The organism is Nocardioides sp. IC4_145, assembly GCF_011250565.1.
GTDB lineage: Bacteria > Actinomycetota > Actinomycetes > Propionibacteriales > Nocardioidaceae > Nocardioides.
The window spans coordinates 46,297-59,027 of record NZ_JAANMS010000013.1 but is presented as its reverse complement, the minus strand read 5'-3'; the positions used below and the strand labels follow the sequence as shown (position 1 = coordinate 59,027).

General features: G+C 73.2%; 10 protein-coding genes. All 10 read right to left on the bottom strand.

Translation table 11 applies throughout. The features are described 5' to 3' along the window. Positions 1-25: 25 nt before the first annotated feature. Positions 26-649 (bottom strand): lactate utilization protein C, encoded by a 624-nt coding sequence (locus tag G6553_RS08050; protein ID WP_166190846.1) that lies wholly within the window; start codon positions 647-649, stop codon positions 26-28. Then, positions 646-2,106, bottom strand: a complete 1,461-nt coding sequence (locus G6553_RS08045) for a lactate utilization protein B (RefSeq protein WP_166190898.1) — start codon at positions 2,104-2,106, stop codon at positions 646-648. Before G6553_RS08045 ends, G6553_RS08050 begins: the two co-directional genes overlap by 4 nt. 17 nt (positions 2,107-2,123) lie before the next feature. Continuing rightward, positions 2,124-2,912, bottom strand: coding sequence for a (Fe-S)-binding protein (locus G6553_RS08040; protein ID WP_166190845.1), 789 nt, complete (start codon positions 2,910-2,912; stop codon positions 2,124-2,126). 31 nt (positions 2,913-2,943) lie between these two features. Further along, complete coding sequence (locus G6553_RS08035) at positions 2,944-5,934, bottom strand: glycosyl hydrolase (protein WP_166190843.1); 2,991 nt, start codon at positions 5,932-5,934, stop codon at positions 2,944-2,946. Between the two features lie 229 nt (positions 5,935-6,163). After that, the gene (locus G6553_RS08030; protein WP_207619502.1) at positions 6,164-6,379 is read right to left on the bottom strand and encodes a helix-turn-helix domain-containing protein; all 216 of its coding nucleotides are present in this window, start codon (positions 6,377-6,379) and stop codon (positions 6,164-6,166) included. A gap of 15 nt (positions 6,380-6,394) precedes the next feature. Continuing rightward, positions 6,395-7,888: a rhamnulokinase family protein gene (locus tag G6553_RS08025; protein ID WP_347565584.1), complete on the bottom strand. Its 1,494-nt coding sequence runs from the start codon at positions 7,886-7,888 to the stop codon at positions 6,395-6,397. Beyond that, complete coding sequence (locus G6553_RS08020) at positions 7,885-9,945, bottom strand: bifunctional aldolase/short-chain dehydrogenase (RefSeq protein WP_166190841.1); 2,061 nt, start codon at positions 9,943-9,945, stop codon at positions 7,885-7,887. The genes G6553_RS08025 and G6553_RS08020 overlap by 4 nt, the downstream gene beginning before the upstream one ends. Positions 9,946-9,949: 4 nt before the next feature. Continuing rightward, positions 9,950-11,128: an L-rhamnose isomerase gene (gene rhaI, locus G6553_RS08015; protein ID WP_166190839.1), complete on the bottom strand. Its 1,179-nt coding sequence runs from the start codon at positions 11,126-11,128 to the stop codon at positions 9,950-9,952. 107 nt (positions 11,129-11,235) lie between these two features. After that, positions 11,236-11,580: an L-rhamnose mutarotase gene (locus G6553_RS08010; protein ID WP_166190837.1), complete on the bottom strand. Its 345-nt coding sequence runs from the start codon at positions 11,578-11,580 to the stop codon at positions 11,236-11,238. Positions 11,581-11,692: 112 nt separating this feature from the next. After that, on the bottom strand, positions 11,693-12,730 hold the full coding sequence (gene rhaS, locus G6553_RS08005; protein WP_166190835.1) for a rhamnose ABC transporter substrate-binding protein: 1,038 nt from the start codon (positions 12,728-12,730) through the stop codon (positions 11,693-11,695). Position 12,731 lies beyond the last annotated feature (1 nt).

The following is a 12,731-nucleotide window of genomic DNA, read 5'->3' as shown; positions in this document are numbered from 1 at the left end:
CGGGCTCAGCCCCCGGGTCCTGCGGTCAGCCCGGGTCGACCACCACGACGTGGAGGGTGCGGGGGCCGTGGACGCCCTCGACCCGGTCGAGCTCGATGTCACTGGTCGCGGACGGCCCGCTGATCCAGGTCATCGGCCGGGTCGGGTCGAGGCGGGCGAGCGCGTCCGGGACGTCGGGCACGACCTGCTCCGCGCGGACGACGCACACGTGCCGGTCGGGGACGAGGGTGATCGCACGACGACCCTGGCCGGCGCCGTGGTCGAGGACGATCGTGCCGGTCTCGGCGACGCCCACCGCGGCCTCGGTCACGACCGCGTCGACCCGGTCGAGCTCGAGGGCGGTGAGGCCCGGCCCGGCCGCACCGTCGACCACGGCACCCGGCACGTCGAACGACAGCCCGTCCGGCACGACGACCGTGCCCGAACCGGCCGGCAGATGCCGGGCCAGCGCGGCCGCCACGGTGGCCTCGAGGTCCGCCGCGGCGCAGCGCTCCACGACGGCGCGGTAGTGCTCGACGCGGTCGGCGAAGTGACCCACGAGGTCGGGCACCGCCGCGATCCGCGGCGCAGGAGCCAGCGGGGGCGTGCGGTCGACACCGGACAGGGCGGAGCGGACCCGCGCCAGGATCTCGTCGCGGGCGGTGGTCACGAGCGTCCTCCGTCGGTGCGGCGCCACCAGGCGCGGAAGGACTCCCGCGGCGGCGCGGGCAGGTCGCGGGCACCGGTCCAGGCGGCGGCGCCGGGACCGGGGATCCTCCCGGCCGCCGAGCGGCCGCCGGGCAGCGTCGTGCGTCCCAGGCGGGTGAGGGCGCGCCCGGCGAGCCCGGAGGCCTTCTCGACCCAACCGAGGCGCCGGCTGTCGGAGAAGGCGTACGCCGCGGCCTTCATCGCCACCGCCTCCGCCTTCGGCACGGTGTCGCCACGGTGACCGTCGACGACCTTCGAGCGCAGGTGCACCAGCACCTCGGGGATGTCGATGCGCACCGGGCAGACCTCGAAGCAGGCGCCGCACAGCGACGAGGCGTACGGCAGCGAGTCGGTCTGCGGGTCACCCGTCCCCTTCATCAGCGGGTTGAGGATCGCGCCGATCGGGCCGGGGTAGACCGAGCCGTAGGCGTGGCCGCCGGTGCGCTCGTAGACCGGGCAGGCGTTGAGGCAGGCCGAGCAGCGGATGCAGCGCAGCGCCTGGCGACCGACGTCGTCGGCGAGCGCACGCGTCCGGCCGTTGTCCAGCAGCACCACGTGCACCTCCTGCGGGCCGTCGCCGGGGGTGACGCCGGTCCAGGTGGACGTGTAGGGGTTCATCCGCTCGCCGGTGGAGGACCGCGGCAGCAGTCGCAGCAGCGGGTCGAGGTCGGCGAAGGTCGGCACGACCTTCTCGATGCCGACCACGCTCACCAGCACCTCGGGCAGCGTCAGGCACATCCGGCCGTTGCCCTCGGACTCCACCACGACCAGGGTGCCGGTCTCAGCGACCGCGAAGTTCGCCCCGGAGACCGCGACCTTCGCGCGCAGGAACTTCTCCCGCAGGTGCTCGCGCGCCGCAGCCGCCAGCACGGCCGGCTCGTCGGTCAGGTCAGCCGGGGCGGGGCGCCCCACCGAGCCCATCGCCCGCAGGAAGATCTCGCGCACCTCGGCCCGGTTCCGGTGGATCGCGGGCACCAGGATGTGGCTGGGCAGGTCGTCGCCAAGCTGGACGATGAGCTCGGCGAGGTCGGTCTCCCACGCCGCGATGCCGTGCTCGGCCAGCGCCTCGTTGAGCCCGATCTCCTGGGTGGCCATCGACTTGACCTTCACGACCTCGTCGACGCCGTGGTCGCGAGCGACCCTGGCCACGATCTCGTTCGCCTCCGCGGCGTCGCGTGCCCAGTGCACGGTCGCGCCGCGGGCGGTCAGCGACTCCTCCAGCCGCACGAGGTGGGTCTCGAGGTCGCGCAGCGCGGCCTCCTTGACCGCGGCCCCCGCGAGGCGCAGCTCCTCCCACTCCTCGACCTCGCCGACGACAGCAGCCCGCTTGGCGCGGATCGTGCCCGTGGCGTGCGCCAGGTTGTGGCGCAGCTGGGTGTCGGCCAGGGCGGCGCGCGCCGCCGTCGGGAACGCGGGCATCCCCACGAACGTCCCGCTCACGCGGCGCCCTCCCCCGCCAGCCCGACCTGCGGGTGCCCGGACGGACCACCCGCGTCCGCCTCGGTGGCGGCCAGGATCTCCGCCAGGTGGACGACGCGTACGCCGGCCTGCTGGCGCGACAGCACGCCGCCGACGTGCATCAGGCACGAGTTGTCCCCGGCCACCAGCACCTCGGCGCCGGTCTCCCGCACGTGCCGGGCCTTGTCGGCACCCATCGCCACCGAGGTGTCGGCGTTCTTCACCGCGAACGTCCCGCCGAACCCGCAGCACTGCTCGGCCTCCGGCAGGTCCACCAGCCGCAACCCCCGGACGTTCTCCAGCAGCCGCCGGGGCCGGTCCCCCACCCCGAGCATCCGCAGCGAGTGGCAGGTCGGGTGGTAGGTGACCCGGTGGGGGAAGTACGCCCCCACGTCGACCACGCCCAGCACGTCGACCAGGAACTCGCTCAGCTCGTAGACCTTCGGCGAGGTCTCCGCCACGGCCGCCGCCAGCCCCGGATCGCCGGCCCGGCGCGCCACCAACCCGTGCTGGTGCCGCGCCGAACCTGCGCACGAGCCGCTCGGCGTCACCACCGCGTCGTACCCCGCGAACGCGTCGACGAAGGTCCGCACCACCGGCACCGCCTCGTCGAGGTAGCCGGTGTTGACCATCGGCTGCGCACAACAGGTCTGCGCCGCCGGGAACTCCACGTCCACGCCCAACCGCCGCAGCAGCCGGACGACCGCCTTGCCGGTCTCGGGGAACATCGCGTCGTTGACGCAGGTGACCATCAACGCGACGCGCATGGCTCCACCCTCGCACTCCGGTGGGGATCCATCAGGTGGTCAGCTTCCTCTCGACGTAGGGGACGAGCCGGACCGGGCCGACGAGCCCGTAATCCTGCCGCGTGGCGACGCCGTAGACCTCGGGCGTCACGGTGCGCAGGCGGTTGATGAGCGTGCTGGTCACCTCCACCTCGATGACGTTGCGGCCGGCCCGCAGGGCGTGCCCGAGGTCGACGGTCGTGTCGAGCACGTCGCAGGCCGGGAGGGCGTGGCCGTTGACGGTCACCCGGAAGGTGTCGTTGACCTCGCCCAGCTCCAGCACGGCGCCGTCCTCGGACGTCCAGGACTCGTCGAGCTCGACGACGGTCCGGTAGCGGCCCACGCCCGAGACGTCCTCGAGCCCGGGGATCTTCGACCAGGGCGCCAGCGTGGAGAGGGTGACGCGCCGCAGCGGTCGCACCGTCTCGGTCGCGGACGCACCGGGCTGCCAGTCCTCGACCACCAGGTCCCACGACGCGGGCTCGACCGGGGCGTGCACCCGGCGGACCGTCGTGGCGACCTGCCGACCGCCGGTGAGGGTGGCGGTGTGCCGCCCCGGCGCGGTGGCCCGGAGCAGCAGCCCGCGGTCGTCGCGTCGCACGTCGCCGGTGGCGGCGACCACGGCCGGGGTCCGGTCGCCCGGGTGGGGCGCCCCCAGGGCGACGACGGTCGACTGTCCCGGGTGCAGGTCGACCTGGACCCGGACCTGGCGGCCCTGGCGCTCGTACGCCGCGATCGGCGTGATGGCGCCGGTCCAGGCGTCGAGGAGGTACGGCACGGCGTCGCCGCGGGTGGACGTCAGCCACACGTCCTGGGTCACCCGGCTCAACCGCCGGTTCTCGGCGTGCTTGGCGTTGGCCAGGTAGTACAGGTCGGTGTCGCCGACGACGCGCCGCACGTGCATGACCGTCGAGGTCGCGTGGCGGACGTCGGGGGTCACCCCGAGGTCGGCCAGGGCCGCGCCGATCTCCGTCTCGGCGGCCACGGTGCGGGTGGTGCGCAGCGCGGCGACCTGCGCCACGAGCCTCCGGACCTCGGCGACCGCCGCGTCGTCGGACAGGCCGACCGGACGGGCCTGGGTCCAGTCGCCCAGGAGCACCACGGGCAGTCCCGCGCGGCCGAGCTCGACCAGGCGGCGGGCGGCGGCCAGCTCGATGGTCAGCTCCTGGCTGCGCAGCTTGTCCGGCGCGACGACCATCGCCTTGTACGCCGGGCCGTCGGGCGCCAGGACGCCGTCGCGCACCGTGGCGAGCGGGAGGTCGAGCAGGGCCGCGGTGGCGAAGGAGTGCGACCAGCCGACCGGCGTCCCGTTGTTGGTGATCCAGTGCGGGCCGATGCCGGTGGAGGCCCAGCCCTTCTGCCGCAGGAACACGACGTCGTACTTCGGCACGCCGGTCTGCAGCACCAGCTGGGTCCGGGCGAGGTACGCCGCGACGTCAGGCATGTGCCGCCACTGGGGCGTGCGCGGGCCCCAGGCCTCGCCGTACCCGATCGCGCCGTTGTAGTAGGGCGAGAACGCGGCGAAGCCGGGCCAGGTGACGCCCGGCGCGTCGGCGTAGGCGAACCCGTGCAGTACCGCGGAGTTCACGCCGGCGGCGAAAATGCTGTTGAGCGTCTGCAGCGCCCGGTCCCAGGTCGTGTTGTAGGCGGCGCCGAAGTAGCAGGCGGCCTCGCACGACAGCACGGTGTTGCCGGCCAGGTCGCGGCCGCCGGCCATCACGCGGTAGTCGTCGAGGTTCTTGAACCCCAGCGACTCGGTCTCCGGGACGTCGAGCAGCGCGGAGTGCTCGACGGTGTCGGTCTCCAGGCCGTAGGGCTGCACGCGCAGGCCCATGCCGAGGCTGCGGGCGAAGCGCTGCAGCGGCAGCAGGTGGTGGTCGCGGTAGAGGTCGGAGAGGACCTGGTTGAAGTCGTCGCGCACCTGGTTGAGCCGCACGCCCTCGACCGCGAACTGGTACTTCTCGTGCACCTCGAGGACCACCGGGAGCCAGGGCCGCAGGTCGTAGCCGGCGCGCTCGCGGAACTCCTCCAGCATCCGAGGCGTCCAGATCGTCGCCTCGGTCTCGATCTCGAGGGAGTCCTCGAAGAGGTAGCCGCCGGCCTTGCCGAGCAGCCGGCGCATCTCCTTGTCGAGGACGCGGTCCTCCCAGAGGTCGACGACGGCCCGCGACCCCGCGGCGCTGAAGTGGTCGACGACCCAGGACCGCGGGTTGGTGTGCGGACCGGCCTCCGGCTCCTGCGCGGAGCCGCGGCGCCACATGGCGAGCAGGACCCAGGTGCCGCCCTCGGGCGCGGTCCAGGTGAGCCGGTCGTCGCGGACCCGGTCGGTGAGGTCCACCCACGAGTCAGCGTCGACGGTCGTGAGCGCGGCGGTCTGCGCCACGACGCGGTGCGCCTGGACGGCGACGAGGTGCCGCCGGGTCGCGGCCGGCTCCGGCGCCACGACGGGCTCGGGGAGGACGGCGTCGTACGTCGCCCCTCCGGCGACGTCGGCGCGGCCGTGGACCAGCTCGGTGCACGCGGCGTCGTCGTCGGGGGTGATCGTCGGCACGGCTGCCGGCCACGAGGGGCCGACCGTGATGTCGATGCGGACGTCGCGCTTCGCACCCCGCTCGAGCGCCGCCTTGACGCCCGCGATCCACGACGGGCTCCCCCAGCCGTGCCGCTCCAGGTCGATCTCGATGTTCCGGGCGCGCAGCGAGTGGGTGACGTCGGCGACCTCGAGGATGCCGAAACCGGCGTCGGCGACCTGGTCCACCTCGCGGGCCACCTCGACGGGGTCGACCGCGCCGTGCGGCCACCACCAGCGGAACCCGGCGGCGGTCTCCGTGCCCGGCGCCCCGAACGCCCTGACCAGGTCGCGAGGCAACGAGCCAGGGTGCGGCTTGCTCGGCGCGGCGGACGCGGCGGTGGTCCCGCCGACCACGGCGGCCACACCGGCGGCCGCGGCGGCGGCACCGAAGAGCGAACGACGGCGGACGGCGAGCGTGGGGGGCTGGCTCATGGGATCTCCCGGGAGATGAGTGGTGCGGCGGCAGGGGATGTGGCGCGCGGGGGTGCGCCGGTCCGGGGCCACGGCGCACACCGGCGGCCCGCGGGTGGGCTTGCGGTGGACGGTCGCGTCACGATCATATGAATCGTTTCAGGGGTCCCGGCGGCCCGACATTAGGTTCGTGACAGCCGTCACGTCAACGGCTCGAGGCGGTCGTGGCCGCATCCGGACAGCCGGCAGCTCAGATGTGCCCGTCGCGCACCGCTCGGACCACGACCTCGATCGTGGTGTCGACGCCGAGGCCGTCCGCGAGCGCGCGCAACCGCCGGCGCGCCGTGCGCGAGGAGATCCCGAGCTGTCGCGCCGCGGCGTCCACGGTCTGCCCGCGCGCGAGCAGACCCAGGAGGTCGCGCTCGTGCACCTCGGGGCGCCACCGCTCCTCGGGGGGACTGCTCACGACGCCGGCGGTCCCTCAGGTGCTCGCGACGCGCGCCTCGGCGGCGTCCCAGTCCAGGCCTGGGCGGGGCTCGAACCGGTGCAGCTCGTGGGTGCGCCGCACGAGGTCGCGCATCGCGGCCAGGTCCGGCAGGTCGGCGCCCAACGAGCGGGCCTGCACGAGCACGTTGCCGAGCGCGGCCGCCTCGGACGGGCCGGCGAGCACGGGCAGGCCGGTGGCGTCGGCGGTCAGCTGGCACAGCAGGTGGTTCTGCGACCCGCCACCGACGACGTGGACGACCGTCGGAGCCCGCCCGGCGAGCTCCGCGGCGACGCGCAGGTGCCGGCGGTAGGCCAGCGCCAAGCTGTCGAGGATGCAGCGGGCCAGGGCGACGGGCGTCCGCGGGACGGGCTCCCCGGCCTCCTCGGCGAGCCGGGCGATCCGTGCCGGCATGCTGGTCGCCGCCGAGGTGCCCGGCGGCAGCAGCCGCGGGTCGTTGATGTCGACGACCGTGCGCAGCGGCGCGGCGTCGGCGGCGCCGGCCAGCAGCGCAGGAAGGTCCGCGCCGACGATCCGCTCGTCGGCCCAGGCGCGGACCGACTCCGAGAGGACCCACAGGCCCATGACGTTCTTGAGGAACCGGACGGTGCCGTCGACGCCGCCCTCGTTGGTGAAGTCGGCCAGCCGCGCCGCCTCGGTCAGCACCGGGGCGTCCAGCTCCAGCCCGACCAGCGACCAGGTGCCCGAGGAGATGTAGGCAAAGTCGTCCTCGGTCGCCGGCACGCCCACGACGGCGGAGGCGGTGTCGTGCGAGCCGACCGCGACGACCGGCACGGTCGGGTCCACCCCGAGCTGGGCGGCCACCTCGGGCAGCACCGGGCCGACCAGCTCGCCGGGGTCGCGCAGCGGCGGCAGCACCGACCACGGGATGCCGACCCGCGCGGCGAGGTCGGTGGCCCACGACCGCGAGCGGACGTCGTACAGCCCGGTGGTCGAGGCGTTCGTGCGCTCCGCCCCGACGGCGCCGGTCAGCCAGTAGCCGAGCAGGTCCGGGAGCAGCAGCAGCGCCTCGGCCGCCTCGAGCGCAGCGGTGCCGCGCGCCGCGACGAGCTGGTAGATCGTGTTGAACGGCAGCTGCTGCAGGCCGGTCGTCGCGTACATCTCCGAGGCGTCCACCTGGCGCAGCACGCGGGCGGCGACGCCGTCGGTGCGGGCGTCGCGGTGGCTGTAGGGGTTGCCGAGCAGGTGGCCGTCCCGGTCGAGCAGGCCGTAGTCGACCGCCCAGGAGTCGATGCCGATGCCGTCCAACGGCCCGGTGCGGGCCACCTCGCGGACCCCGGCCAGCACCTCGCGGTGGATGCCGAGGACGTCCCAGAAGAGCGAGCCGTGCGCCCGCACCCCCCCGTTGGGGAAGCGGTGCACCTCCTCCAGGTGGAGCGAGCGCGGTCCGACCCGGCCGGCCATCACGCGGCCGCTGGTGGCCCCGAGGTCGACGGCCGCGACGCGTACCGGCCGGGTCGGAGCGGTCACCGCAGGAACGCCGCGGCGACGCCGGCGTCGACGGGCACGTGCAGGCCGGTGGTGTGGGACAGGTCGGAGCTGCAGAGCACGAAGACCGCGTTGGCGATGTTCTCCGGCAGCACCTCGCGCTTGAGGATGGTGCGCTGGGCGTAGAACTTGCCCAGATCCTTCTCCTCCACGCCGTAGACCGCGGCCCGGTTGGCCCCCCAGCCGCTGGCGAAGATGCCCGAGCCCTGGACGACGCCGTCGGGGTTGACGCCGTTGACCTTGATCCCGTGGGCGCCGAGCTCGGCGGCCAGCAGGCGCACCTGGTGGGCCTGGTCGGCCTTCGCGGCGGAGTAGGCGATGTTGTTGGGGCCGGCGAAGATCGAGTTCTTGCTGGAGATGTAGACGATGTCGCCGCTCATCTCCTGCTCGACCATCACCCTCGCGGTCGCCTGGGACACCAGGAACGAGCCCTTGGCCATCACGTCGTGCTGGAGGTCCCAGTCGGCCTCGGTGGTGTCGAGCAGCGCCTTGGACAGCGAGAGCCCGGCGTTGTTGACGACCAGGTCGAGGCCGCCGAAGGCGAGCACCGCCGCGTCGACCATCGCCCGGACGGCGTCGGCCTTGCTGACGTCCGCCGCGACGCCGACGGCCACGTCCGGGCCGCCGATCTCGGCGGCGGCGGCCTCGGCCTTCTCCAGCGACAGGTCGGCGACGACGACGCAGGCGCCCTCGGCGGCGAGCCGCTTGGCCGTCGCCTTGCCGATGCCGCCGGCGGCACCGGTGACCAGCGCGATCCGGGTGGCGAGCGGCTTGGGCTTCGGCATCCGCTGGAGCTTGGCCTCCTCGAGCGCCCAGTACTCGATGCGGAACTTCTCCGCCTCGTCGATGGGGGCGTACGTCGAGAGGCCCTCGGCCCCACGCATCACGTTGATGGCGTTGACGTAGAACTCGCCGGCGACGCGGGCGGTCTGCTTGTCCTTGCCGAAGGAGAACATGCCGACGCCCGGGACCAGCACGATGAGCGGGTCCTTGCCGCGGATCGCCGGGCTGTCCGACGTCGCGTGGCGGTCGTAGTAGGCCTGGTAGTCCTCGCGGTAGGACACCGCGAGCTCCTTGAGGCGAGCGATGCTGTCCTCGACCGAGGCGTCCGCGGGCAGGTCGAGCACGAGCGGCTTGACCTTGGTGCGCAGGAAGTGGTCGGGGCACGAGGTGCCCAGCGCCGCCAGGCGGGGGTGCTCGGCGTGCGCCAGGAAGTCCAGCACCACGTCGGCGTCGGTGAAGTGCCCGACCATCGGCCGGTCGGCCGACGCGATCCCGCGGATGGTCGGCGCGAGGGCGGCGGCCTTGGCGCGGCGCTCGGCGTCCGGCAGCGCGGCGTACCCCTCGAGGGCGGGGCCGAAGGGCTCGGCCTTCGAGTTCTCGGCGATGTAGTCGGCCGCGGTGTCGATGATCCACAGCGAGCGGGCCTCGGCCTCCTCGCTGGTCTCGCCCCAGGCGGTGATGCCGTGGCCGCCGAGGATGCAGCCGACCGCGCTCGGGTTCGCCGCCTTGATCGCCGCGATGTCGAGGCCGAGCTGGAAGCCCGGTCGGCGCCACGGGACCCAGACGACCTTCCCGCCGAAGATCTCCTTGGTCAGCGCCTCGCCGTCGGCGGCGGTCGCGATGGCGATCCCGGAGTCGGGGTGGAGGTGGTCGACGTGCGCGGCGTCGACCAGGCCGTGCATGGCGGTGTCGATGGACGGTGCGGCGCCGCCCTTGCCGTGCAGGCAGTAGTCGAACGCCGCGACCATCTCGTCCTCGCGCTCGACGCCCGGGTAGACGTCGACGAGCGCGCGCATCCGGTCCAGCCGCAGGACCGCGAGGCCGGACTCCTTCAGCGTGCCGAGGTCGCCGCCGGAGCCCTTGACCCACAGCAGCTCGACGGGCTCGCCGGTGACCGGGTCGGTCTCGGTGCCCTTGGCGGAGGTGTTGCCGCCGGCGTAGTTGGTGTTCTTCGGGTCGGCGCCGAGGCGGTTCGACCGCTCGATGAGGGCGGCGGCCGCCGGGTTCGTCTGGTTCGCGGTGCTGGACTCGGTCATGTCCTCAGTTCCATCCTGCCTGCGTGCCGCCGATGCGGTCCGCCTCGATCTGCTGCTGGTGGCCCGACTCGGCGTACGCGCGCATCGGGTTGGCGGGGAGGCCGCGCTCCTCTCGCCAGGCGGCGAGGTCGGCGCGGACGTCGGTGGAGAAGGCGTCCATGAAGACCTCGTGGGCGGCGAGCACGTCGCCGGCCTCCTGGGCGGCGGTCAGTGCGTCACGGTCGACGAGCAGGGCGCGCGCCGTCATCTCCTGGACGTTGAGCACCGACCGGATCTGGCCGGGGATCTTCGCCTCGATGTTGTGGCACTGGTCGAGCATGAACGCGACGTCGCTGTGCCCGTCGGGGTTCGCGGGACCGTAGCCGCCGCCCCGGATCACCTCGAAGAGGATCCGGAAGAGCTGGAACGGGTCGGCCGCGCCGACGATGAGGTCGTCGTCGGCGTAGAAGCGGCTGTTGAAGTCGAAGGAGCCGAGCTTCCCCAGTCGCAGCAGCTGCATGACGATGAACTCGATGTTGGTGCCCGGGGCGTGGTGGCCGGTGTCGAGGCACACGACGGCGCGATCGCCGAGGGCGGCCACCTGGACGTACGACGTGCCCCAGTCCGGGACGTCGGTGTGGTAGAAGGCCGGCTCGAAGAACTTGTACTCCAGCACCAGCCGCTGGTCCTCGCCGAGCCGGTCGTAGATCGCCGAGAGCGACTCGTGCAGCCGGTCCTGGCGGCCGCGCAGGTCGGCCTGGCCGGGGTAGTTGCTGCCCTCCGCGAGCCAGATCTTCAGGTCGCGCGAGCCGGTCGCACCCATCACGTCGATGCACTCGAAGTGGTGGTCGATCGCCTTCTGGCGGATCTTGGCGTCGGTGTGGGTGAGCGCGCCGAGCCGGTAGTCGTCGTCCTGGAAGGTGTTGGAGTTGATCGTGCCCAGGCGCACGCCCCGGTCCTCGGCGTAGCGGCGCAGCGCGGCGTAGTCGTCGACGAGGTCCCACGGGATGTGGAGGGCGACCGACGGGGCGAGGCCGGTGAAGCGGTGGACGGTCGCGGCGTCGGCGACCTTCTCCTCCACCGTGCGGGCCGTGCCGGGCGAGCCGAACACCTTGAACCGGGTGCCGGAGTTGCCGAACGCCCACGAGGGCAGCTCGATGGCCTGGCCCTCGAGCTGCGGGGCGATCGTGGCGAAGTCAGTCATCTCATCTCCGTTTGAAACGTTTCATACCGCACGGCGCGAGTGCCCGCGGTGGCGGGCGCGCGTCGTGGGTGCGGGGGCGGTGCTGCGGCGGGGTGCCGGGCCGGTCGTCAGGCGTCCAGCCGGGCGAGCTGGTCCTCGAGGTGGAAGACCTCCTCGAGGACCAGGAAGCCCTGGTCGGGCGGGACGCCGTCGAGCTCCTCGAAGAGCTCCCCCATCTCGGCCTGCCAGCGGGCGTTGACCGCGGTGGCGGCCATGCCTGCCTGTGCCTGCTCGAGCGACGGCGTCTCCACGTACCCGATCAGGAGTCCGTCGGGGCGCAGGAAGAGGGAGTAGTTGTGCCAGCCGGTCTCGTGCAGCGCCCGCACCATGTCGGGCCAGACCGCACGGTGGCGCTCCTTGTACTCCTCGATCCGGTCGGGCTTGACCTGGAGCTGGAAGCAGACGCGGGGCACGACGACTCCTCGTTCTCGGGGGGTGGGGCGGGCTCGGCTGCGGGTCCGGTCCGTCGGGGCGTGGGTCGCACGCCCCGACGGACTCAGCAGGTGGTGCCTTCGACGGTGCGGATCAGAAGTCGAAGTCGCCGATGTTCGACTTGTCGAACACGAACGGGTCGCCGAGCAGGACGACGTTGTCCTCGCCGACGGTGTAGTCGCCGAGACGGCCGGCCTCGAACGAGTCACCCTCGCCCTCGATGTCGCCGTCGGCGAGCGCCTTGGCGGTCCAGGCGGCGAGGTACCCGAGGTCGGCGGGGTTCCACAGCGCGAACGCGGTGACGGTGCCGTCCTCGACGTACTCACGCATCTGGTTGGGGGTGCCGAGCCCGGTCAGCGCGACCTTGCCCTTGGCGTCAGAGGTCGACAGGTAGCGCGCCGCGGCCGCGATGCCCACGGTGGTCGGCGAGACGATGCCCTTGAGGTCGGGGTGCTTCTGCAGCAGCGCCGCGGTCGCGTCGAACGACTTCTGGTCGTCGTCGTCGCCGTAGACGGTGTCGACCACCTCGATGTCGGGGTGGTTGGCCTCGATCTCCTCGTTCATGAGGTCGATCCACTCGTTCTGGTTGGTGGCGTTGGCGGCCGCCGAGAGGAACGCGATCTGGCCCTCGTCGCCGATCTGCTCCGCGATCAGGTCGACCTGCGCCTTGGCGATGCCGGCGGAGTCCGCCTGGTTCACGAAGATGTCGCGGCAGTCGGGGTTGGTGTCCGCGTCGTAGGTCACGACCTTGATGTCGGCGTCCATCGCCTCGCCGATCGCGTCGCACAGGGCGTCGGGGTCGTTGGCGGAGACGACCAGCGCGTTGCGCCCCTGCTGGGTCGCGGTGTTGATGTACTGCACCTGGCCGTCGGGCGAGCCCTCGGCCGGCCCGACCTCCTCGTAGGACCCGCCGAACTCGTCGACGGCCTCCTTGCCACCGGCGTTGCTGGTGTCGAAGTAGGGGTTGCCCAGGTTCTTCGGGATGAAGGTCACCGTGGTGCCGTCGCCACCCCCGCTGCCGCCGGCGTCCGACGAGCCGGACTCGTCGTCGCCACCGCAAGCGGTCAGGGCCAGGCTGGTGACCAGCGCCGCGGCCGCCAGGCTCGCGAGGCGTCGGTTCTGGAACTTCATG